This is a genomic window from Peribacillus sp. Aquil_B1 (assembly GCF_022603275.1).
In the GTDB taxonomy this organism is placed as follows: Bacteria; Bacillota; Bacilli; order Bacillales; family DSM-1321; genus Peribacillus.
This window is the reverse complement of sequence record NZ_JAKXEE010000004.1, coordinates 198,984-223,603: the sequence shown is the minus strand read 5'-3', so window position 1 is coordinate 223,603 and position 24,620 is coordinate 198,984. Positions and strand designations below refer to the sequence as shown.

Sequence of the window (24,620 nt, the reverse complement as noted above, 5' to 3'; positions counted from 1 at the left end):
GAGGATGCAATTAAAGCATCCCAAAAGATTTCGCATAAAAAAATATAGGCAAACTCAATTTTCCTTGAGTTTGCCTACAAGTAAGAATCCTTAATTGAATAAGCTTTAAAACAAAAAAAGAACCTTCAATCAATGATAGATTAAAGGTTCTGTTGTTTTTAATTTCAATGTTGCTTCAGTATCCAAAAATTAACTATAAACTAACTCTTTTTTTTTGCTTAGACCAAGCGTCTCTGATGTTGAAGTTTGAATTTCGTGCAGAAGCTCTGTATTTTCCATTAGTGACTCTCCATAAGAAGGAATCATTTCTTTAATTTTCGGTTCCCACTCTTTCATACGTTGCGGGAAGCATTTATTAATTACCTCAAGCATAACATGAACAGCAGTAGAAGCCCCTGGAGAAGCACCTAGCAATGCTGCAATCGAGCCATCGGATGCACTGACAACTTCCGTACCAAATTGAAGTGTACCTTTGCCGCCTTCAGCAGTATCTTTGATAACTTGTACACGTTGGCCAGCTACTACTAAATCCCAATCCTCGCTCTTAGCGTTCGGGATGAATTCTCGTAACTCTTCCATGCGCTGTTCCTTCGATAACATAACTTGCTGGATCAGGTATTTTGTCAATGGCATCTCTTTTGCGCCAGCCGCCAACATAGTTAAAACATTATTCGGTTTTACGGAAGTTATTAAATCGAACATTGAACCTGTTTTTAAGAACTTCGGAGAGAAGCCCGCAAATGGTCCAAATAGCAACGATTTTTTATTGTCGATAAAACGTGTATCAAGATGCGGAACAGACATTGGTGGAGCACCAACTTTAGCTTTTCCGTATACTTTTCCATGATGCTGCGCAACAACTTCCGGATTATTACATACCATGAAGTATCCGCTAACTGGGAAACCGCCGATATGCTTCCCTTCAGGAATGCCGGATTTTTGCAGCAAATGCAAGCTTCCGCCCCCGCCTCCGATAAAGACGAATTTAGCATTGTGGCGTTCTACGCTGCCAGTATCGACATTACGCACCTTTAATTCCCATGTGCCATCGCTAGCCCGTTTAACATTATCGACACTATGTTTATATTTGATATCGACGTTTTTAGTCTTTAGGTGGTCAAACAACATGCGTGTCAAAGCACCAAAGTTAACGTCTGTACCGTAATCTATTTTTGTTGCCGCTATAGAATCATTTGATGGACGGTCTTGCATAATAAGTGGAATCCATTCCATCAGTTTTGCTGGGTCATCGGAAAACTCCATACCTTGGAACAGAGGATTTTTTGACAGCGCTTCAAAACGTTTCTTTAAGAACGCTACATTTTTATCCCCTTGTACCATACTCATATGAGGCAATGGCATGATAAAGTCTTGCGGATTATCAATCAGCTTACAGTTTACAAGGTACGACCAAAACTGCAATGAAACTTGGAACTGTTCATTAATTTTAATTGCTTTGCTTATATCTATAGATCCGTCAGATTTTTCGGATGTATAGTTAAGCTCGCACAGTGCAGAATGACCCGTACCCGCATTATTCCATTCGTTAGAGCTTTCTTCTCCTGCGTTTGCAAGCTTCTCAAATACTTTGATTTCCCATTCCGGTGCTAACTCTTTCAGTAATGATCCCAAAGTCGCGCTCATGACTCCGCCGCCAATTAAGATAACGTCTGTTTGTTTCTGTATGTTGCTCATTATAACCTTCCTTATCCCCTATATTTTCAAAAAAGATGTAGGCGCTCCTGCTTAGGTGTCACAAAAAGCCAGGCACGAACAAGGAACACACCTTTTCTGTCTCCTTATAACTATATCATAGTCTATTATCATTATTTCATAGATTAAAATATTCTACTATTACTTTTTTTGCTAAAATATTGATTTTGTGAAGAAATTAGCTTAAACTTATCCGCCCTGATAGTCGCATTAAAAGATTTCTTCAGCAACTTCCCCTTATTGAAGGAAGAAACTGTTAGTGAAATAATATTGACAGATCGGAAAAAGCGACGAAAATACACATTTATTGACAAAATCAGAAGTGAAATTAGAAAGATCTGTAACCATTTCCCTAAAAAATAAGGACCTTCCTGAAAATGTTAAACTCCTACCTTTTTAGCTTGTATCATAAATTTCACCCAATTATTAGATATTATAACAATACCAATAATTACTGATAATTAAACCAATATAAGGTAAGAACATTGGTCATATTGCTAATTTTAAGACTAATCGCACAGTCCCTTATAAATAAAATTCCTTACTTTATTGCTATTACAAAAAAATATTATTCTAATACACAATCTTTATTATTTTCGCAAAAAGATATTTTCAACTTTGTGTTCTGATCCTTTTTTCAAGACGAGTTTTGCCCGTCCTTTTGTCGGCAGTATATTTTCATGCAAATTTTTCAAATTAATTTCTTCCCAAATTTGAGTGGCTTGTTTAATGGCCTGTTCCTTAGACAAGTTAATATAACGGTGAAAATAGGATTCAGGATTTTGAAATGCGGTCTTTTGAAGTAAAAGGAACCTTTCAACATACCATCGTTCTACGTCGTTTACATCTGCATCTACATACAGTGAGAAATCAAAAAAGTCACTGACGAATACTTGGTTTTCCTTGTCAACTTGAAGAACATTAACACCTTCCACTATTAAAATATCCGGATTACAGATAGTCTGCACTTCATTTGGCAAAATGTCATACTTCAAATGTGAGTAGATTGGAACTTCCACTTTATTTTTTCCTGCTTTTACATCACCGATAAGATTAATTAATTTTTGAGTATCATAACTTTCAGGAAACCCTTTTCTTTTCATGAGTCCTTTTTCTTCTAAAAGATCATTTGGGTACAAAAAACCGTCGGTAGTGACAAGACCTACGTTTCTGTGATTATCCCATCTAGATAATAAAGTCTGAAGCAACCTTGCTGTCGTACTCTTTCCTACAGCAACACTCCCTGCAATCCCAATGATATAAGGTACTTTTTTAGCATCAGTTTTTAAAAATGAAGCGGTGGCTGTGTTAAGCTGCTGAGATGCTTCAACATGTAAATTGATCAAACGAGTCAAGGGCAAATAAACCTCTTCTACTTCCACAATGGATATTTCTTCATTTATTCCTTTTAAGTTATCCAATTCTTCTTCAGTTAAAGGAAGAGGAGTATGGTTTCGCAGAGATGCCCACTTTTCTCGATTGAATTCAAAATAGGGAGTATAGGAACTCATGATTTTTCGTTACCTCACTTTTTAGAGTTACTATCAGTTTAACAAGGATGATGATCATAAAAAAGATGTTCCTGATCCCTTATCCACGTAAAGTGATTAATCTTTGAATGATAACCCGCCTGTTTCCAAAACAGCCCTAAGTTTAGGTAAAGAAGCTGGTCCCATACCGTGAAATTTCAAAATCTCTTTTTCACTATATGTTGAGAGCTGTTGTAAAGAGGTTACCCCATTGTATTCCAATGCACGTCTGGCTGGTGCCGAGAGCACTGAAAGAAATCCTTGGTCAGGTTTTCGTTCCTGCTCACATACGGGGCAGGTCGGACAGTCGCTGGATTTATAGTATTTGTGCCCCTTTTCGCAAGTCCTCATATTCTTCTTTGAAGTTGTCAATGTCAACTTCCCCTTTTCTTATGATTTTTAAGTCCGAACATAAAAGGTTCACCCTTCACAATGAAGCAATCATTTTATTCCATTTTATCATCTCTTGTTAAAACTGAACTGCCTTTTTGGTGTCATTGGAAAAGGGCTGCCGCAGCAACCCTTTGTAAACCCCAAAGTGAATGATAGATTAACCCACTTTATCTTCCCGAGCCTCTGCCTGAGCATTGGCTTGTACACGCTTGTCTATTCCAAAAGCGAAATAACTAATCACAACGATAGCCAGAAAACCTATTCCAACCATAAGTGATATACGTGTGTCATCATTAAACCACATACCGATTAATACCATGACCAAGAAAGCGATGGTCAGGTAGTTTGTAACAGGTGCAAACGGCATCTTGAATGGATGATTGTGCATTTCAGCTTTTTTGATTTTCCTGAATTTAATTTGACTGATCAGAATGACAAACCATGGAATCATTCCAGGAAGTACACTCGCACTGTATACATGCACAAATAAATTTTCTGGTGCAATATAACTTAAAACAACCCCAATTCCTAACCCGACTATCACTCCGAACGTACCGAATAAAGGAACACCGCTATTAGATACTTTAGCAAAGAATTTTGGTGCTTGTCCATTCATCCCTAATGTGTAAAGCATACGTCCAGCACTGTAAATGCCACTATTGCAGCCAGACATAGCAGCCGTGATTACGACAAAATTAATGATTCCAGCTGCTGCCGTAATACCAACCTTCGCAAAAGTCGCAACAAATGGACTGCCAATCTCGCTTAATTGATCCCAAGGGTAAACGGTTACAATAATGAAAATCGCACCGATATAGAAGATTAAAATACGCCAAATGGTACTTTGAATCGCTTTCGTTATCGTTTCTTGCGGATTTTTTGCTTCACCAGCCGTAATCCCAATTAATTCTACACCTTGATAAGCGGCAACCACCAGTGAAAGAGCAAAGAAGAAGCCCTTCCAGCCACCTGTAAATAAACCGCCATGCTCCCAAAGATTCGATAATCCTAAGGCTTCCCCCCCGTTACCGATTCCAAAGAAGATAAGTCCAAATCCTGCTACGATCATTAAAATGATCGTCACGATTTTAATCAATGCAAACCAAAATTCAATTTCCCCAAAGGATTTAACGGAAATTAAATTCGCTGCTCCAAGAATCACCATTGCGATTAAACCTGGAATCCAAGCAGGGAGATCAGGGAACCAATACTGCATGTACGTCCCCACTGCAATAATTTCTGCCATCCCGACAATAACCCACTGGAACCAGTTACTCCATGCTGTCATATACCCTGCCAATGGATGAATGTACTTATAACCAAATGTTGCAAATGAGCCTGTACTTGGCTCCAAATACAACATTTCCCCCATTGCGCGCATGATCAAGAATATAAAAAGCCCAGAGATCGCATAAGCTAACATTACAGACGGGCCTGTCCATTGGATCGTGCTGGCTGAACCCATAAATAAACCGACACCAATCGTTCCGCCCAAAGCGATCATCTGAATATGACGACCTTTCAAGTCCCTATTCAAATCTTTGTTTGCCATTCCATTTCCCCCTACACTACTAATAGTCGAAATTTTTTCAAGATGCTTAATACACTCCCTATTTAGTATAGAAATGATATAGCAGGCTCCACTTTTTTTACCCTTTCTTAAAGCTGCCTCATAAAATCATTCTTCACTTTTAAGCATTCCTGACAGTTAGAAAGATCATTATCAAATTTCATGTTATTTCTTAATTCTGTTCAAGGTTTCATAGAAAGCGCTTACTTTTTATCGTTTATAACAGCTCACCCCTTAAACATTAAAAATTCCCCTGTATAAGGTAACCCGAATAAAAGAGTATTGCAACTCTTTTATTCGGCTGGCAGGTTTATTATGCTGTTACTAAAAGGGACTTTAATCTCAGCTTTAACAACATATCATTCGTCATTTTCTCCAAATCATATTCCGCCTTGAATCCCCACTCTTCCTTCGCACAAGTTGAATCAATTGTATTTGGCCAACTGTCTGCAATGGATTGTCTTACAGGATCGACTTCATAATTCATGACAAATTCCGGAATATGCTTTTTAATTTCGGCTGCAATTTGCTCCGGATCAAAGCTCATGGCAGAAACATTGAAAGAATTCCGATGTTTCAATTTTGAGGCATCCGCCTCCATTAATGTAATGATGGCTGCTAAAGCATCCGGCATATACATCATATCCATATACGTTCCCTTATCAATGTAAGATGTATATCGCTTGTTTTTAATCGCCTCATAGTAAATTTCAACTGCATAGTCGGTAGTTCCGCCGCCAGGAGGTGTTACATACGAAATCAGTCCCGGGAATCGAAGACCTCTCGTATCAACCCCAAATTTATGATGATAATAATCACATAATAACTCTCCGGATACTTTGTTCACACCGTACATCGTGTTCGGCCGTTGAATGATGTCTTGCGGTGTCCAATCTTTAGGAGTGGTTGGACCAAACGCACCAATGGAGCTAGGTGTAAATAATTGGCAATCTAATTCTCGTGCAGATTCCAAAGCATTGACCAATCCGCCCATGTTTAAATGCCAAGCTAAAAGCGGCTTCTTTTCAGCTGTTGCCGACAATAAAGCGGCTAAATGTATAATCGTATCCACTTCATGTTTTTTTGCCATGTTATACATCGCTTTTTCATCCGTAACATCCAATATCTCAAATGGACCTGATTGAGCAACATCGCTGTCCGTTTTTCGAATATCTGTTGCAATGATATTGTCAGCTCCATAAATCTCTCTCATTTTCAGCGTCAATTCTGAACCAATTTGACCTAAAGCCCCCGTTACCAAGACCTTTTTCATCAAAAATCCCTCCCCATGTATTAAACTCCGAAACAAGCAATTTCTTATATGATCGACATCTCTTTTCCTACTTTTTCATAAATGGCAATTGCACGATCCAGCATCTCTTTTGTATGAGCAGCAGTAGGCATATTCCTTACTCTTCCTGTTCCCTTTGGAACGGTAGGGAATACGATGGATTTGGCATACACACCTTCTTCATTCAGCCTCTTGCTGAATTGCTGCGTTTTTGCTTCATCACCTATAATGCAAGGTGTAATCGGTGTTTCGCTCTCCCCGATATCAAACCCTAATTCTTTTAGGCCTTTTTTCAAGTAATCGCTGTTTTCCCACAGCTTATTTTGAAGTTCTGAGCTATTCATCAATATATCGATGGCTTCTATACTAGCTGCAACTGCTCCTGGTGTGGCAGCCGTTGAAAATAAAAATGGACGGCTTCTCACTTTTAACCAATCAATCAAATCTTTCTTTCCTGCTACATAGCCACCAACAACACCAATGGCTTTGGATAATGTTCCTATTTGGAAATCCACTTTATCCGATAATCCAAAATGTTTTACCGTTCCTGCACCATTACCTAATACACCCGAACCATGCGCATCATCAACATACGTGATTAAATCGAACTCTTCTGCTATCTTCACAATTTCGGGAAGCTTGGCAATATCCCCATCCATGGAGAACACTCCGTCGGTAATAATCATGATCTTGTTATACAATCCGGACTCCTTTGCTTGACGTGCTTTTGTCCGTAAATCGTCCATGTCGGAATGGATAAAGGGAATAATTTTCGCCTTGGATAATCGGCAACCATCAATGATTGAAGCATGATTCAGTTCATCTGAAAGAATGGCATCATGTTTATCCATCACTCCTGAAATCGCTGCCATATTACAGTTAAATCCAGATTGATAAGCAATGGCTGCTTCTGTATGTTTAAACTCGGCAAGCTTTTCTTCTAATTTGACATGAATATCTAACGTTCCGTTGATTGTACGGACCGCACCGGCACCGACTCCATATGTTTTCGTCGCTTCTATGCAAGCCTCTATTAATCGTCTATCTGTTGCTAAACCTAAATAATTATTGGATGATAAATTAATTAGCTCTCTGCCTGCAATGGTGATTACCGGACCGTTCGGACCTTCCACCGGATCAATAACGTTATAAAGCCCCTTTTCTTTTAAATCTTCCAAATTTTCTTTCAAAAATTTATTTAATATTTCACTTGACATTTAATATACCCCCTCATTGATGGTTGGAATAAATGCAGGATCTTTTTATGTTTTAGCCCAATTTAAAAAACATTGTATATTTTCCTTTTTTCCAAAAATACACGTGTCTTCCCCAAAAACACACTCAATATTAACAAAAATCCCTTTATACTAAGTCTTATAACAATCATAATAATAGATAATTTTATTGTTGTCCATATTGCATGGACAAAAAAATTTGAATTTTTGTAGTTTTTACAATAAACATCAGCCTAAAATGCGTTTATATCAATGAAATCGCGAAGAGAATTTCATCAATTTTCCAAGGCAGCTGATGTTTTATCTACTGGTTTTTTGGAGACCTTAACCATTAACCTAATTAAGGAGGGGTATAGTGAAAACGGAAGATGAAAAAACCTCAGAAGGCTTAAATGAAATTTTTGAGATTATCAATGCAAAAGGTGACATTGGTGAATTAAAAGAAATCGTCCAAAAATCTGATGAACAAACAAATGAAGACAACCAAGGGGATTGATTATCCTCTTTTTTGTCTGTTTTACATTGTACTTACGGACGCTAAAGTCCATTACAACAATAAAAAAAGAGCTGCTGATCAGCTCCGGATATTGCCATAACGTTCACGTAAAAAGAAAATCAAAAAACAAAAAAGTTATGCACATTCAGAAGGGAAATTTGAAAAATAAGGATTTTTCCTTTTTCCTTTACCCCACCTTGTGCACAACTTTATATAGTTGAAAATTATTGATTCATCTTTTTCATTCTGTGAAGTAAAGGACCATCTGAATGATTGTTTTCCCCAATTACAAAACTCGTCATATAATAGGTCAAATACTGACCGTAATGATTATTGGTATTTAACAATAACTCATCCACATAGTATACCCCTTTGGGGATTTGATCCATTAGCAGCACCGATAATGAAGCATATATCCCGCAGGCCACTTGAAAGTATGTTGCATTGGTTTTGTATTTGGAAAAGATATCGCGATTACTTAATGTATTATACATATAACGCTCCTTATCTTGATAAACAATAAGGACACCAACTAGATCTTCCCCGTCAAGTTCGGCTTCAAGCGGATCCAGAACCTTCATGTCATGGTTCCATAATTGATCGGTGTCATCCAGATTCGAGCGGATTAACTCCGTCGTATGGTCATTTACCTTATATAAAAAGCCGCCTTCCATATCATACAATTTACCTAAAGTATATACTTCCTCATGTGGCATTAAACAACCGTAAAACTGTTTGTCCCCTAATGTGACCTTAAATTCGACATCATAAACATTTTCATATAAAAAGAGCGGGGTATGATGATTCATAAACATTGGATAGCTTGAAATAGCTTCATCCAGAAAGCACTCGGGAGACCAGGTTGTGTAAATGACATCATTCTTTGCCTTCGATTTGTCCTTAAAAAACGAATTGTCATGCTCTACAATGTAACAGCCAAGCGGCCGTTCCTCTGAATCACTCTTTAACAGCTCAATGGCCATCCATTGGACCACCCCTGGATTCATTCCCGACCCAATGATAGCTGTAGAATTGGAAAATTGATCTTTAACCTTTTCAAAATGCCTGATCCGTTCAATTAGAGGAAACCCATAATACAATTCTTCATTTTCATCGATCATTGTATTTTCTAAAGCGGAATTAACATAATGAATGCCTAATGCGTCGCAGCATTGCAGCATTTCAACCGTATCCGCCCATGAAAGATCAATGACACATAATGTTTTTGTGCTTTCAAGATGCTTAATAAACCGCTTTGTATCTTTTAAATCAAATTGATGCAGTACAATTTGATCTTTTAGCTGTGGAAATAATTCATGATAATATTTTTCTTCCTTTTGTTTACTATCAATTAAGTGAATAATACAGCTGGATATAAAAAGATGGATTGGATCCTTTTTATCAATAGCTGATTTATTCAATATGGAAAGTATTGATTTTGCGGCCCCTCCTGCACTCCCAAGAATGGTTATCACTTTTTGGTCATCATCCATTTTTGCACCTCGTCCAACCTTTTATTATAAACTATGTGGTTACGGGTGAAATGCAATGGGCAACTGATGAAATGAGCAATACGTACAAGCTATCATCAAGCCAAAATGATAGGAAGGTATGAAGAAACCCCTGCATCAAAGAAGGGGTGTTACGTTTTAAAATGCGTTTATCGGGTCCCTTGAAGGGAAAACAATATATATCCTAAGCTATTCCTGCATCTATTTTCAAGCTAAGTGAAATAATTAACAAGTATAGATATCCAAAAGAAATAAAGGAGAATGACTATGAATTATCAGAATATCACGATTGCCGGCAGCGGCGTTTTAGGAAGTCAGATTGCATTTCAAACCGCATTCAAAGGATTTAACGTATCAGTATATGACATCAATGATGAAGCGTTAGAACGTGCAAAAGATAGGATCATTAATTTAAAGCCATACTATAAAGAAGACATAGGCGCTGCGGAGGAAGATCTTAATACTGCTTATTCCCGCATTTCTTTCCACAGTGATTTATCTGCTGCCGTTTCCGAAGCTGATCTTGTGATTGAGGCGATTCCGGAAGTGGTTCAAATCAAAACCGATTTTTACACAGAGTTAGGAAAAGTGGCACCTGAAAAAACAATTTTCGCCACGAACTCTTCTACATTATTACCAAGCCAGTTTGCCGAAGCGACAGGTCGTCCAAAAAAATTCCTGGCGTTACACTTCGCTAATGAAATCTGGAAAAACAATACGGCAGAAATCATGAAGCATCCTGGAACGGATAGTGAAGTGTTCGATGAAGTGATTGATTTTGCAAAAGCGATTGGAATGGTTCCTCTGCCTTTACATAAAGAGCAGCCAGGCTATATTCTAAATTCCTTATTGGTTCCTCTTTTGGATGCTGCCCAAATGCTCTTATTAAAAGGAGTGGCTGATACGGAAACCATCGATAAAACGTGGATGGTCGCAACAGGGGCACCTCTTGGTCCTTTCGCCATATTGGACGTGGTAGGAATCAATACCGCTTATAATATTTCACTTGCAAAAGCGAAAGCGACAGGTGATCCAGAGGTTGAAAAGCTGGCTAACTTATTGAAAACAGAGTATATCGATAAAGGGAAAACCGGAAGAGAAGCTGGAGAAGGCTTTTATAAATATCCCAACCCCAATTTCGCAAAACCAGACTTTTTAAAAGATTAATGATTCAGAAGGTGCCTTGACGGCGCCTTCTGTTTTTTTACTATTTCGCACTTTCTATCCCTTCCAAACGTTCATACGAAAAAAGACCCTGAAATCGGAAAAGTACTTTTCACGAAATCAAGGCCTAATTGTAATGATGTGCATGATAGAAACAGTTACTGAACCCTTATCCCCTATATCTCAAAGTTAATCCTTTTAAGAAATTCCTCGCGTATCGATCTCCGCACTCTTTATAATTCCTATGACCTACTTTTCTTAGTATAGCGCTTAATTCCCCTTTGGTTATCATGACTCCTGCTTCTTCCAAAATATCAATCATATCCTCACTGGTTAATGATAAGGCTATTTTCAGTTTCTTCAGAAGGATATTATTCACACTTTCCTTATTCTTTACAGCAGGCGCCTGACTTTGAGGCTGACCAGGTTTTGGCTCTTGTCTCCCTCTTTTAAAAATGATCAAACCATTTAAAAAGGACTCTAACATCATGTTATTGCAGGTTATCCCATCTTCCTCTTCATCCATATCATCATATTCTTCATATTCATCATAATAATCATCTTTTGGTTTTGTAAGCATCTGCATGACTTCTTCCATTGTCACTTCGATCTCCCCAAGTTTAAATATCTCTACCATATCTTTATTTTTAATATCAAGCGCATATCTTAATCGAATTAATATATCATGATTATGCATCCAAAAACCTCCTATGTATTTCTCTATTCACAGTACTTTCATTATTTCACAAATGGATGGAAATAAACGCAGGGTAAAATCCGAGAACCTTTTCCAGATTCCCGGATCACTCTGCTTATTGCTCCCATCAATATTCTTTTCCAAAGTTATCAAGCAATGCACGCACTTCATCTGTTGATTTCGTGTTCATCAATTGATTTCTTAATTCTCCAGCTCCACGGAATCCTTTAACATAAATTTTGAAAAAGCGATGAAGCCCTGTGATTGAACGTGGCAATTCTTCCGCATATTGATCTTGAAGATCAAGCTGCAATCTTAAAAGATCAAGGTATTCTTTACTGCTATGCTCTTTTGGCTCTTTTTCAAAAGCAAAAGGATTTTTAAAAATACCTCGCCCGATCATAACGCCATCAATACCATATTGTTCAGCAAGCTGCAGCCCAGTTTGACGATCAGGAATGTCTCCATTGATTGTTAGTAGCGTATTTGGTGCAATACGGTCACGTAATTCTTTGATTTCCGGAATTAGCTCCCAATGCGCATCTACTTGGCTCATTTCCTTTCTTGTACGTAAATGAATGGAAAGGTTCGCAATATCCTGTTGTAAAATATGCGTCAGCCACTCCTCCCACTCATTTACATCATTATAGCCAAGTCGTGTTTTCACGCTGACAGGCAGTCCGCCCGCTTTTGCTGCTTGAATAAGTTCTGCCGCAACGTCTGGACGCAGAATAAGGCCACTACCTTTCCCTCTCGATGCCACATTCGGGACAGGGCAGCCCATATTGATATCGATGCCTTTAAATCCCAGCTCTGCCATGCCAATACTCATTTGACGGAAATATTCGGGATTATCCCCCCAAATATGTGCCACCATTGGCTGTTCATCTTCTGTAAAAGTCAAACGGCCACGGACACTTTTCATGCCCTCTGGATGACAATAGCTATCCGAGTTTGTAAACTCTGTGAAAAATACATCCGGTCGACCGGCTTCACTTACTACGTGACGAAAAACAACATCTGTCACATCTTCCATTGGTGCAAGTACAAAAAATGGTCGTGGTAAATCACGCCAAAAATTATCTATCATTTCTAACTCAAATCCTCTCACTATGGATACAACTTCAAACACTCGGTCAAAAAATATAAAGTCAATTGTTCCACTTCTTTTACACTTATATCATGCTTAATAACTCATTATCAAACACAAGTACATTTTGGACATTTATAATTGTGAAAAACTATTCAATGTTTATTTTAACGAATTTCGGTCCTGAATGGAATTGACGGCGGACCTGAATACCCAAAACGTATTTATAGCTCAAACCCACCAGAATTCCATTATGAAGAAGAATAAAAAATAGGAGAACATGTTTTAATAAAACATGTTCTCAGAAAATCAGTATTTTATTCCCTTATTATCAATACGTGATTCCAATATATTTACCCATCTACATCAGTGTAAAATCTCTATACAAAGCAACTAGCAATTCGTTAGTTGCCTTCTTTTAAAATGAGTTGCGAGACACACTCTACATGGCTCGTCTGCGGGAACATGTCCACAGGCTGTATGGCCTCCACGCGATAAGAAGTGCTCAATTCTTGTATGTCCTTCGCCAATGTGGAAGGGTTGCATGAAACGTACACTATGGTTTTCGGTTTTACTTTCAAGATTGTCTGCAGTAACGATTGGTCACAGCCGGATCTTGGCGGGTCGACGACAAGTACGTCCGGTTTCCAGCCTTCTTTGCTCCAGCGTGGAAGGATATTCTCGGCCTTGCCTGTTTCATAGTATACATTGTCGCGTTTATGTTTTTTGGCATTTTTCTTGGCATCCTCAATGGATTCTTTAATGACGTCCATTCCTCTGACTTCCTTGGCATTTTCAGACAGCCAAAGCCCAATGGTTCCCACACCGCAATATGCGTCAACCACTTTTTCCGTGCCGGTTAAGGTAGCCGCTTTTTTCACTTCATCATATAAGCGAACCGTTTGAACGGGGTTAAGCTGGAAGAATGTACGGGCTGATAGTTCGTATGATAGGTCACCCAATGTTTCGTTGATGACTTTTTCGCCTGCCAGGTGAATCGTTTTTTCGCCAAATATCAGTGAAGTATTCCGGTTGTTGATGTTTTGAACGACCGATTTCACTTCTGGCAATTGGTCCCGAATTTGTTTTAGCAATTGATCTTTTTGTGGAATTTCCTCTGCACCCGTAACAAGGACAACCTGCACTTCACCTGTTTCAAAGCCTACCCGTGTAATGACCGTACGAATAACACCTTTTCTTTTTCTTTCGTTATATATCGAGATGTTCAGGTTCTTTAGTATCTTTTTCACTGTACGTGTTACCTTATTTGTTGCCTTATGCTGTACAAGGCAATTCGGGATATCGATCAGATTATGGGAATTCAAGCCGTAAAGGCCAGCAATCAATTTACCATCTTTTTGGCCGACTTGGTACTGACTTTTATTACGGTAATTCCAAGGATCTTCCATACCAATTGTCTCTTTTACATTTAATGAAGAAACTGGTAATTTTGAATGGCGCTCCATCGCTTGAATGACGATATCGCGCTTTTCGATAAGCTGCTGGTCATAGCTTAAATGCTGTAACTGACATCCGCCGCATTCAGCGTAAACCGGACATGGCGCTGCAATGCGGTGCGGTGATTCTTTACGGATGGTTTTTATTTTCGCCTCGGTGAAGTTTGGCTGCACCTTTGTGACTAAAGCTACAATTTCTTCACCAGGCAATGCTCCTGGAACGAAGACGACTTTCTTTTTGAAATAACCGACTCCCTCTCCATTAATGCCAAGCCGTTTAATCGTAAGGGGAAGGGTTTGGTTCACTTCCAGTTTTGTATCTTGAATGTTTGTCATTTCTTTTCACTCCGTTTTTCAATGCTTCTCCACAAATAGAGGGAAGCGTAGCTTAGATATGGAGCCCATTTCTCACTATAGGTCTCCATTTCTTCTTGGGTTGGCTTTTGCGGTAAGCCATATAATATTTTCAAGGCATTTTGAATGCCAATATCGGCTTTAGGAAATAGGTTCGGCCGGCCAAGTCCAAAAAGCAGGAAGTTTTCAGCCGTCCATCTACCGATACCGCGTATTTTTATTAGTGTATCCATAACCTCTTGATCGGATAGCCTTTCCATTATATCAAGGTTGAGATGGCCCTGAATGATCTGCTCGGAAAGTCCGATGACATATTCCGCTTTCCGCCCGCTGAATTGAATGGCCCTCAATTGCTCGATTTTAAGTTGGGCGGTTGTTTCCGGCGTCGGATAAAACCAGGCACCTTCCATCTGGTAGCCGAAGGTTTTAACGAATCGTTCCGTAAGCGTATGGGCAAAGGATAAGTTCAATTGCTGATGTATGATGCATTTGACGAGGCAACTGTAGTAATCGAAGTCCAAGACTATGGCAGTACCGCGGTGTTCTTCGAAGATTTCCCGCAAATCGGATTCCCGGAAATGCCGGGAAACGCCTTCTAATGGCTGATGCCAATGAAAAACCTTTTTTAACCGTTCGATTGCTTTTGACTTGTATACCTCTGAATGACCTTTGATGATAAAAGATGGTTCATCGATATTTCCTATTGCCTGAACCTGCAAAACGATTGGCTCTTTTTCTATATATAGCGGAACTTTTACCGTCCTGTTAGTAAAATCAACTACCTGAAGTGGGTCTAACGATAATCGTTCGAGAACTAGATCGAAATTATAGGGTCCTTGAACCTGTAATTTTTCTGTCCACACAAGCGATCCATCCTTTAGCAGTTTTCCACGTATTATAGCATGTTTCCTGAAATATTACTTGAAATTGAGGAGAATGGATAAAAGCGGGACCTGAATTATCTCTTCAGGACCCGCTTCTCATTTAATAAAGCATTCGGTTCGGCAACTGCTTCTCAATCATTAAATCATCAAGGCTACCGAAAGCGTACCCTTGTTTTTCAAGATCCGTCAGAATCGAGTCCAATGCTTCCGCATTATCCTTCGATACGGTATGCAATAATAAAATCGCACCGGGATGAATCTGCTTAAGCACTTCATCGTGAGCGAACGCGGCACCCTTTTGTTGATCAACAATCCAGTCTCTATATGCCAGTGACCAGAAGATGTGGTAATACCCTTCTTTTTTTGCAACCCTCATTGTTCTCTCATTAAATACCCCACGAGGCGGCCTTAAATAGTTCATTCCCTTTTGCCCCGTTAATTTTTCCGTTGCTTCTTTTACCCTCTCAAGCTCCGTGCGAATCACATCGTCCGTCACGCTGGTCATATCCGGATGGTTCCATGAATGGTTTCCTACGATATGCCCTTCATTAGCCATACGGACAACAAGCTCAGGTGCCGTTTTTAAATAATGCCCCGTGACAAAAAAAGTTCCAGGAGCACCATGTTTCTTCAGAACATCTAAAATTTGAGCCGTATAGCCATTTTCATAACCGTTATCAAATGTTAAATAAACGACTTTTTTCTTTGTATCCCCCTTATAAATCGCTTCATATTCAGGCAGCATTTCATTGAATTTTTTACCGGCATCGGCAGGTGTCCCATTTTTTCCTTTATTGAAACCCCAGTTATAGGATTCTGCAAAAGCCGGGCTTGCCAAAGAGCATATCAAGCAAATAAAAGCGGATAAAATCACCATTTTTTTCATTGGAATATCCCCCATGTCCTTTTTTCTTATTGTTTGGAACATGGAGATTTATATGCATGATATTGTGAAGGTCGAATTTTCCCCTCCGTGGGTCGAATTATTGCCGACGTCGGTCGAATTTTTCGCTCCGAAGCTCGAATTATCGCCGACGTCGGTTGGATTTCCCCCCGTGGGTCGAATTATTGCCGACGTCGGTTGAATTTTCGTCTCCAAAGGTCGTATTACTGCCGACGACGGTCGAATTTTCGCTCCGTGGGTCGAATTATCGCCGACGACGGTTGAATTTTACCCTCCGTGGGTCGAATTATTGCCGACGTCGGTCGAATTTTCGCTCCGTGGGTCGGATTACTGCCGACGTCGGTCGAATTTCCCCTCCGTGGGTCGAATTATTGCCGACGTCGGTCGAATTTTTCGCTCCGTGGATCGGATTACTGCCGACGTCGGCCGAATTATCGCCGACGACGGTCGAATTACGCACCGGAGGCCGAATTCTTATCTATAATCCGACGCAAAAAAGGACCTCTCCTCCGAAAAGGATCGGCCCTCCATGTTTTGTTTATCCTTTAAATAACGCTTGTGCCGCCTTCCAAATAATGGCGATAGCGAAAATGAGAACGATTACAATTCCGATTACGTCAAGGAATGTTTCAAGTCCGGAGAAAATCGTGTTTGCCACAGGAAGTTTGATGAAAGCAAAACCAGTTAGCATGGCCATAAAGAATAAGAAGTAGTTATTCTGCATGAAAATCCCCCCTTTCTCTTCTAATGTATGTGCGACCTTTCCAAAAGATTGTACTTTTCTGAGGTAATTTTCGCCTTTTTTTCATATACATTAGCAGGGGGGGAATGAAATGCTGGAATGGGTTATCACTTTAGGCTTTGTTGGTTGTCTTGGTTTAAGTGGTGGAGTGTTTGTTCATTTTGTGAAAAGTGGACTGAATTTAGAGGATGCATCAAGGATCGATCCACTGCCGGAAATAGAAGAGTAAGCTATGGAAAAAGACGCCAACCGTTTGGTGAGCGTCTTTTTCCATACATTTATTTAAATACTGGTTCTTTGAATTGTGCCAATTTTTCCAATGAAGATTGCTGAACGTCTTTATGCAGGCTGTTTCCATGTGAATCCATAGTTACTACTGCAGTGAAGCCTTCAACATTCAGATGCCACATCGCTTCTGGAATACCAAATTCAGTGAAGTTCACGCCTTCGACGGATTTGATGCAGTCTGCATAATATTGAGCAGCCCCGCCGATTGCATTTAGATAAACGCCGCCGTGTTCATTAAGTGCTTCCAGAGTTTTTGGTCCCATTCCGCCTTTACCGATAACTGCACGGATACCGAATCGTTTCATGATATCGCCTTGGTATGGTTCTTCACGAATACTCGTTGTCGGTCCGGCAGCCTTCACATGCCATTTGCCTTCTTCGTCCTTCAGCATAACTGGTCCACAGTGATAGATGATTTGTCCATCCAGGTCGATTGGAGCAGGATTTTCAGATAAGTGCTTGTGGATGGCGTCACGGCCTGTATACATTCTGCCGTTAATATGAACGACGTCACCAACTTTTAATTCACGGATTTGTTCTTCCGTGATTGGTGCTTGCAGGGTGATTTCACGGGAAGCTTCAACGTCCGATTCTGCAGCTGCTGCCACTTCATCCTTCGCTGCTTTTTCTGCTTCCAAAGCAAAGTCGATTTTCTCCCCTTCTTGATATAACCACTCATTGATTTCGCCTGTTTCAGGATTGACTTTCACCCCTAAACGGCGGAACGCCCAGCAGTTGTACGCAACGGATACGAAAAAGCTTGCCGGAATACGGTGCATGACGCCGATTTTACATCCAAGCAATGTAGTTTCGCCACCAAAGCCCATCGTGCCGATTCCCAATTCATTAGCTGTCTTCATGATGTAATCTTCAAGTTTACGAAGGTCTTCATTCGGATTCACATCTTCATTACTGCGGAAAAGTTGGGCCTTAGCCAGATCATATCCGGATGAACGGTCCCCTCCAATACCAACGCCGATAAAGCCGGCACTGCAGCCTTGTCCTTGTGCTTGGTAGACAGAGTGAAGGACACATTTACGGATTCCGTCCAAATCACGGCCCGCTTTTCCCAATCCTTCAAGCTCCATAGGCAGACTGTATTGGATGTTTTTATTTTCACAGCCGCCGCCTTTTAAGATAAGACGAACATCAATATAGTCTTTTTCCCATTGATCGAATTTAATGACAGGAAGACCTTCCCCAAGGTTATCCCCGCTATTTTCACCAGATAAAGAGTCAACTGCGTTTGGACGAAGTTTTCCGCCCTTTGTCGCTAAGATGATCGCATTCCGGATTGCTTTTTTTATTTCAAGTTGGTTCACGCCAACTGGAGTTTTTATTTTGAAAGTCGGCAGACCAGTATCCTGACAAATCGGTGATACATTGTCGTCAGCCATTGTTATATTATTCGTGATGGTGGTCAGGCTCAATGCAGAACGAGTACCTGCATTTTCACGTTGTTTTGCACTTTTGACCGCACGACGAACATCCTTTGGAAGATTCGTTGAAGTTTCAACGATTAGACTGTACATACTTTCTTGGAATTTTTGAATATCCAAATTTCTCTTCCCCCTCTTATTTCCCCTAGTTTAGATTTAATCATTTCCCTGCTTCTCTATAAATAGCGAATGATATAACACCCGTTTTATTATACATCTAACATAATCTTTCGAAAACAAGTAATTATTTTTCATAATGAAAAGCAATTTCGAGAGAAATGAGCAAAGCGCCAGAAATAGCCCATGAGTTAAATTTAATCACCAATCATTTCCATCAAAAAAGGATGACGAAGTTTTCCCGTCATCCCTTCATGAATATTAACATTGAAAAAATCATACTATCGAAACAGATATTAGTCTTCGCGGGTTTTGAATTGTTCCACTTTGCCTTCCAAATCATCTAACATGCCGATTAAACGGTCTATATCTTCCAACTCCGTATTTTCCGGTTCGATATGATCAAGAACTTCCATGAACATCGTGAGGCGTTCTTTTAAGTATGTTAATTGTTCGTTTTTACCTGTAATGGATTTTCCCATGAGGCACTCTCCTTCCGTTCTTCTTTCATCGTAACGAAATCTGCTTGAAAGTGCAATGGCAAGCTATAAATGCAGCTCTCCGCCATTTGACAATTTTTGTCCCCATTGTTCATAATGGGTTAGTGCATTATTACGTAAGGAGTTTTAAATATGTCAATAATCAAGCAAGATCTTTTAACACCAATTTCACCCAAGTATGACCCTTGGGAAGCATATATGGACGTTGAACAATATGGAAAACTCAGCCTTACCAATGTGGAGTTCACCACCACCACCCTTTGCAATATGCGTTGTGAGCATTGTGCCGTCGGTTACACACTCCAGCCCAAGGACCCGGATGCACTTCCACTGGAATTACTGATTCAGCGCCTCGAAGAGATCCCTTTGCTTCGCTCGCTTAGCATCACTGGCGGGGAGCCGATGCTTTCAAGAAAACAAGTGAAGAATTATGTTTTGCCTCTATTGAAATATGCCCGTAGCCGCGGGGTCCGGACACAAATCAATTCCAATTTGACCCTTGACCTGGAAAGGTATGAGGAAATCATTCCTTATTTGGATGTCCTGCACATTTCCCATAACTGGGGAACAATCGATGAATTCATTGATATCGGCTTTGCCATGATGGACCGAAAACCATCTCGGGAACAGCGAAAGAAATTATTTGATAAAATGATCGAAAATTCCCGGGCCCTGACAAAGGCTGGTGTGCTGGTTTCTGCAGAAACGATGCTTAATAAACGGACATTGCCGCATCTTGAGCATATTCACAGACAGATCGTCGATGAAATGGGATGTCAAAGGCATGAAATTCATCCTATGTATCCAAGCGATTTCGCTTCGGCACTTGAAACTTTATCATTGGACAAAATGCGTGAAGCGATTCATCATTTGCTTGATATCCGTGATGAAAATGTTTGGATGCTTTTCGGTACCCTGCCATTTTATCCTTGCAATAACAATAAAGAGGATATAAAGCTGCTTCAACGCCTATATGGTTCACATAAAGTGACGGTTCGTAATGACCCTGATGGACGTTCCCGGTTGAACATCAATATTTTCACAGGGGAAGTGATCGTGACCGATTTTGGGGACGCACCTACATTAGGGAATATCAAAGACCAGCCCTTGACCGAATCCTATGAAACATGGATGAATTCGAAACTTGCCAATGAATTGAATTGCCACTGTCCGGCAGTCAAATGTCTAGGCCCCAATGTTCTCGTCAAAAATGCATACTACCCGAAGGATGACTTCAGGACCAGGAAATCAACCATATGAAGAAAAAAACTCGCCAATCCGGCGAGTTTTTCAATTTACCTAGGTTGCTGCGAGACTGTAAAGCTGAAGGAAACATGGTCCTGAACCGGTATCCATGCACCGATGCCTTGTGAAGTGATGTTCTTTATCGTAATGGTTCTTTTATTTCCTTTTAGGTTCAAATACACTTCCCCATATGTGACCTTCCCTTTTTCATTGACGGCGGAAGCATAACTGGATAAGTAACCTATCCTATTAGAAGCAACATTGTATACTTCATCTTTTTTCGTACCAGCTCCAATGATCGTTTCAAAAGCCAGTGGCAAATTCGTTTTCTCAGTGGCTTTTAACAGCATCATCTTTTGAACATCCTCTGTCTTAGGGATTTTTGCTGTGAGACCGCCACTCACTGCCTTCTGACTTTCCTGGACATAACGGATTCTGTATGGAACCTCACCGCCGCGATTATCGTAGTAATTCGTATTGATTTTTTGGTATTCCCAGTTTGGCGCCGTTTCCGAAGACTCATAATTCAATGCCCAATGGCCAAGGTAAATCGTCGCCCTGTAACCAAAAGCAAGCGGAGCTTTCGCAATTGCCGATTCATTCAACATATGGATGAGTTCTGGATTTTCAATCTTGATATCCGACGAGTCGATCAATTGTTCGGCAAGCTTACTCGGCTGCAGCATTGGAAGATCCTGGGTTGGGTTCGGATACGTATTCTCCTTTGCAATATTCAAAACGGAAGGTGGGATATTCACCTTATTGGGATTAGCTTTGCCTTCTGGAATATCAGCTGCAAAACTTACATTCGCCTGAATGAAGGCAATCAGGGCAATCATCGTAATAAGAATTGTTCTTCTCATGCTGTCGCACTCCTTTTGAGGGGTTCAATCATTTTGTTATAGATTTTGTTTTTAGCCAACATTCTATACATTTCATTCTTATTTCGATTTTGTAATGAATTTGTAAAGTTCAGAATATTTACTTTTTTATTTGAATCGGTTATACTTATTTTACATTATAAAAAGGAGGCGAAAATCGTTCATACCTATTAAACCTTCAGGAGGTATGCTTATCGAACAATCCATGACGCCCTTTTAAAGGATGACAGAAAACGAATTCGCCTATACTTAAATCTGATGTAAAAGGATGGTGTGACACTCTAGAATATTTTCTCAACTTTTACAAAAGCATGATGAAAAATTTTGGAATAACTTATGAATGGTAATTTACTAATATAGAAATGACTCTGCTAAATCTAACCTGAGCAGAGTCATTTTTATTTTTCAGTAAAAAAAATGGCTGTTTTCGCCATACTGTGTTGCTATTTACCAAGTAAAGCGGTGTGGTTGATTTCCCCTCCAGATGCTCGCTTTCCGCGGGGCGGGCGGTGAGCCTCCTCGGCGCAAACGCCTGTGGGATCCACCCCCGCAGGAGCCTCGCACTTGCGCTCCAATCAACCTTAAATCGTTTTGTTTTAAAAACAACAATCTTTACGAAAAGAGCCAAAAAAGAAGACCTCCCGCATCGGAAGGCCTGCATTTCTTATAATAAGTAAAATCCAATTCCCATAATGAAGTAAGCGGCCAATAAGGTAAGGCCTTCAAACCAGTTCGTTTCCCCGTCATTCGAAATCATGATCATCAGAAAGACTGCTGTAACCATTGATATCAGTTCTGGCATTGTGAAAACAAGCGGCATATGCGTTGGATACATTAATGAGATAAGTACGAGTACAGGAGCTACGAACATCGCTACTTGAAGCGTGGAACCAACGGCAATCTCCACTGCGACATCCATTTTGTTTTTATAGGCCATTATGACGGCTGACGCATGCTCTGCCGCGTTCCCCACGATTGCAACGATAATGACACCGATGAATAACTCAGACCATCCAAAGGTTTCCCCCACTTCACTGAACGTATGAACAAGTTTCTCCGATACATACGCAACGGCCAATGTAGCGACAGCAAGTATTATAATTGCCTTTTTCTTGCTCCACTCCGGTACTTCCTCTTCATGTTCCTCGGGTTTCTCCGTATGCTGATATACGCCTCGGTGAGTGACCAATTTAAAGAATAATGCAGCAAGATATAATAAGATCAATATAATGGAAATTCCTACACTTAACGACATCGTGCTTGATTCACTCATATCTTGTGTGAATACTTCAGGTATGACGAAGGCTACAATAACTGCAAAAATCAATAGACCGGCATTATGCCTCGCATCGAATACATTAAATTTCTGCCTTTTGTATTTAGTCCCTCCGACAAAGAATGAAAGTCCTGCCACCAACAATAAGTTTCCTAATACGGAACCAGTCAAAGAAGCCAACACGACCCCCACAAGCCCCGCCTTTAATGAAAAGATGGATATGATCAATTCCACTGCATTTCCAAAGGTTGCATTCAAGAGACCGCCAATCCTTGGTCCCATTACGATCGCTAAGCTTTCAGTCGCACGGCCCATGAATCCTGCTAGCGCGACGATGGTTAAGCAATATACGATGAACATGATCACACTCGGCCAATGCAATAATGACCCAATGACTGATATAGGGACGCCTAACAGGACAAGCCCCAAAAATATTTTATTCACGATACTTCTCCTCACAATCCTATAGTTCTTATTATGTAACAAAAACTATCATACATAATCTTCCGGCGATGACAAAGGAAAATTTTATCATCCTCTCTCTTCTTGTCAATATTTACCCAAATTTCTATTGCTTAATCCTCTTCCTAAGATGTAACATCAAGAAGGCATACATTTCTTAGGAGACATGATTTTATGAATAATAAATTGCTTTTTAGCGTTTTAATCTTAATTGTCGGCATATCGGGGTTTTCTCAAGGGATGCTTCTGCCGATCATAGCCATCATTTTTGAAAATGACGGAATTAGCTCATCCCTAAACGGATTTCATGCAGCCTCGCTTTATATTGGAATTCTGTTGATTTCCCCTTTTATGGAAGCCCCGCTCCGTAAATACGGCTATAAGCCATTGATATTATTTGGCGGGATAACGGTCATTCTATCGCTTGCCTTATTTCCTGTTTGGAAATCATTCTGGTTTTGGTTCATCCTGCGTTTCTTCATTGGAATTGGCGATCATACACTTCACTTTGCTACCCAGACATGGATCACTGCCATTTCACCAAAAACGAAGCGCGGAAAGAATCTTGCCATTTATGGACTTTTCTTCAGTCTTGGCTTCATGGTTGGCCCAATGATGACGAAGCTTCTCGAGATTAATCAGTCTTTGCCTTTCATCATCACATCCATACTTAGTCTTCTAGCTTGGTCCACTGTTTTCCTTATTGGAAATGAGCTTCCTGAACAGGATGATTCTGAAAGCACATCATTTCTTGGCACACTCAAAAGGTTTACGAAAGTTAGCCGCATAGCTTGGGTCGCTTTTTTACTTCCGTTCACATTTGGCGTGCTTGAAGCATCATTGAATAGTAATTTTCCCGTATTCGCCCTGCGCTCCGGAATCGATTTAACCGCAGTATCCATCATCATTCCGGCATTTTCCGCGGGGACCCTGCTTACCCAGATTCCCTTGGGGATGATAAGTGACCGTTTTGGCCGGCGAAAGACCTTGCTGACGATACTTTTTTCAGGGTTTGCCATATTCACTCTTGCAGGGATTTTTTCTTATTCGGTGCTTGGTCTATTCATTTGCTTTATGTTTGGTGGAATGATGGTTGGTTCGACCTTCTCGCTGGGAATCAGTTATATGGCAGACCTTTTGCCTCGCAACCTATTACCTGCTGGAAATTTATTATGCAGTATTTTCTTTAGCCTCGGCAGCATCGGCGGTCCGTTTTTTGGCGGCCTGGTTATAGAACACATTGATGGAGGGAACTTTTTCTATATGATCAGTATCATGCTTTTCCTTGTCTTCATATCATTGGCCTTGTTTAAGGAAAAAATGCCTGCTGCAGTTATGTAGTATAGTTTTTTATCTGGACTACTTCTTTTATTTTTCAATTT

General features: G+C 40.1%; 22 protein-coding genes. 5 read left to right on the top strand and 17 right to left on the bottom strand.

The features are described from left to right. Positions 1-189: 189 nt before the first annotated feature. From MPH60_RS22365 to MPH60_RS22340, 6 genes are all read right to left on the bottom strand, one after another. Positions 190-1,695, bottom strand: coding sequence for a malate:quinone oxidoreductase (locus tag MPH60_RS22365; protein ID WP_137017810.1), 1,506 nt, complete (start codon positions 1,693-1,695; stop codon positions 190-192). Between the two features lie 608 nt (positions 1,696-2,303). Next, positions 2,304-3,224, bottom strand: a complete 921-nt coding sequence (coaA, locus tag MPH60_RS22360) for a type I pantothenate kinase (RefSeq protein WP_241589989.1) — start codon at positions 3,222-3,224, stop codon at positions 2,304-2,306. A 96-nt stretch (positions 3,225-3,320) separates the two neighbouring features. Continuing rightward, positions 3,321-3,593 (bottom strand): RNA polymerase alpha subunit C-terminal domain-containing protein, encoded by a 273-nt coding sequence (locus MPH60_RS22355; RefSeq protein ID WP_241590158.1) that lies wholly within the window; start codon positions 3,591-3,593, stop codon positions 3,321-3,323. Between the two features lie 199 nt (positions 3,594-3,792). Further along, on the bottom strand, positions 3,793-5,187 hold the full coding sequence (locus MPH60_RS22350; protein ID WP_241589990.1) for an amino acid permease: 1,395 nt from the start codon (positions 5,185-5,187) through the stop codon (positions 3,793-3,795). Between the two features lie 331 nt (positions 5,188-5,518). Further along, positions 5,519-6,478, bottom strand: coding sequence for an L-threonine 3-dehydrogenase (locus MPH60_RS22345; protein WP_137017813.1), 960 nt, complete (start codon positions 6,476-6,478; stop codon positions 5,519-5,521). Positions 6,479-6,522: 44 nt separating this feature from the next. Continuing rightward, entirely contained in the window at positions 6,523-7,713 is a 1,191-nt protein-coding gene (locus tag MPH60_RS22340; protein WP_241589991.1) for a glycine C-acetyltransferase, read from the bottom strand. 373 nt (positions 7,714-8,086) lie between these two features. On the opposite strand from MPH60_RS22340, the gene MPH60_RS22335 reads away from it, so the two are divergent. Continuing rightward, positions 8,087-8,227, top strand: coding sequence for a hypothetical protein (locus tag MPH60_RS22335; RefSeq protein WP_241589992.1), 141 nt, complete (start codon positions 8,087-8,089; stop codon positions 8,225-8,227). A 224-nt stretch (positions 8,228-8,451) separates the two neighbouring features. Here the strand turns inward: MPH60_RS22335 and MPH60_RS22330 are convergent, their stop codons facing one another. Then, positions 8,452-9,720: an S-adenosylmethionine decarboxylase related protein gene (locus tag MPH60_RS22330; RefSeq protein ID WP_241589993.1), complete on the bottom strand. Its 1,269-nt coding sequence runs from the start codon at positions 9,718-9,720 to the stop codon at positions 8,452-8,454. Positions 9,721-10,005: 285 nt separating this feature from the next. Here MPH60_RS22330 and MPH60_RS22325 point away from each other — a divergent pair, with 285 nt between their 5' ends. Then, on the top strand, positions 10,006-10,905 hold the full coding sequence (locus MPH60_RS22325; protein WP_241589994.1) for a 3-hydroxyacyl-CoA dehydrogenase: 900 nt from the start codon (positions 10,006-10,008) through the stop codon (positions 10,903-10,905). 166 nt (positions 10,906-11,071) lie between these two features. Here MPH60_RS22325 and MPH60_RS22320 read toward each other — a convergent pair whose 3' ends face one another. From MPH60_RS22320 to MPH60_RS22295, 6 genes are all read right to left on the bottom strand, one after another. Continuing rightward, a complete protein-coding gene (locus MPH60_RS22320; RefSeq protein ID WP_101224868.1) occupies positions 11,072-11,599 on the bottom strand; it encodes a DUF1456 family protein in 528 nt (175 codons plus the stop codon). Between the two features lie 127 nt (positions 11,600-11,726). Then, complete coding sequence (locus MPH60_RS22315) at positions 11,727-12,689, bottom strand: tRNA dihydrouridine synthase (RefSeq protein WP_241589995.1); 963 nt, start codon at positions 12,687-12,689, stop codon at positions 11,727-11,729. A 404-nt stretch (positions 12,690-13,093) separates the two neighbouring features. Then, complete coding sequence (rlmD, locus tag MPH60_RS22310; protein WP_241589996.1) at positions 13,094-14,482, bottom strand: 23S rRNA (uracil(1939)-C(5))-methyltransferase RlmD; 1,389 nt, start codon at positions 14,480-14,482, stop codon at positions 13,094-13,096. Beyond that, entirely contained in the window at positions 14,479-15,363 is an 885-nt protein-coding gene (locus tag MPH60_RS22305) for a DNA-3-methyladenine glycosylase family protein (protein ID WP_241589997.1), read from the bottom strand. Before MPH60_RS22305 ends, rlmD begins: the two co-directional genes overlap by 4 nt. Before the next feature lie 121 nt (positions 15,364-15,484). Further along, positions 15,485-16,270: a delta-lactam-biosynthetic de-N-acetylase gene (gene pdaA, locus MPH60_RS22300; protein ID WP_405390283.1), complete on the bottom strand. Its 786-nt coding sequence runs from the start codon at positions 16,268-16,270 to the stop codon at positions 15,485-15,487. Positions 16,271-16,826: 556 nt separating this feature from the next. Next, entirely contained in the window at positions 16,827-17,012 is a 186-nt protein-coding gene (locus MPH60_RS22295) for a hypothetical protein (protein WP_101224872.1), read from the bottom strand. Between the two features lie 109 nt (positions 17,013-17,121). Here MPH60_RS22295 and MPH60_RS22290 point away from each other — a divergent pair, with 109 nt between their 5' ends. Beyond that, entirely contained in the window at positions 17,122-17,259 is a 138-nt protein-coding gene (locus MPH60_RS22290) for a hypothetical protein (protein WP_170971547.1), read from the top strand. Positions 17,260-17,308: 49 nt separating this feature from the next. Here the strand turns inward: MPH60_RS22290 and MPH60_RS22285 are convergent, their stop codons facing one another. Then, complete coding sequence (locus MPH60_RS22285; protein WP_272492804.1) at positions 17,309-18,877, bottom strand: fumarate hydratase; 1,569 nt, start codon at positions 18,875-18,877, stop codon at positions 17,309-17,311. A gap of 293 nt (positions 18,878-19,170) precedes the next feature. Beyond that, a complete protein-coding gene (locus MPH60_RS22280) occupies positions 19,171-19,356 on the bottom strand; it encodes an SE1561 family protein (protein WP_101224874.1) in 186 nt (61 codons plus the stop codon). Between the two features lie 150 nt (positions 19,357-19,506). Between MPH60_RS22280 and yfkAB the strand changes: the two genes are divergently transcribed. Beyond that, complete coding sequence (yfkAB, locus tag MPH60_RS22275; protein WP_241589998.1) at positions 19,507-20,634, top strand: radical SAM/CxCxxxxC motif protein YfkAB; 1,128 nt, start codon at positions 19,507-19,509, stop codon at positions 20,632-20,634. 35 nt (positions 20,635-20,669) lie between these two features. On the opposite strand, the gene MPH60_RS22270 is transcribed toward yfkAB, so the two are convergent. Both MPH60_RS22270 and cax read right to left on the bottom strand, forming a co-directional pair. Beyond that, on the bottom strand, positions 20,670-21,482 hold the full coding sequence (locus MPH60_RS22270; protein WP_241589999.1) for a YfkD famly protein: 813 nt from the start codon (positions 21,480-21,482) through the stop codon (positions 20,670-20,672). Positions 21,483-22,164: 682 nt separating this feature from the next. Then, on the bottom strand, positions 22,165-23,223 hold the full coding sequence (cax, locus tag MPH60_RS22265) for a calcium/proton exchanger (protein WP_241590161.1): 1,059 nt from the start codon (positions 23,221-23,223) through the stop codon (positions 22,165-22,167). Between the two features lie 189 nt (positions 23,224-23,412). Between cax and MPH60_RS22260 the strand changes: the two genes are divergently transcribed. Beyond that, positions 23,413-24,579: an MFS transporter gene (locus MPH60_RS22260; protein WP_241590000.1), complete on the top strand. Its 1,167-nt coding sequence runs from the start codon at positions 23,413-23,415 to the stop codon at positions 24,577-24,579. The last annotated feature ends 41 nt before the right edge of the window (positions 24,580-24,620 follow it).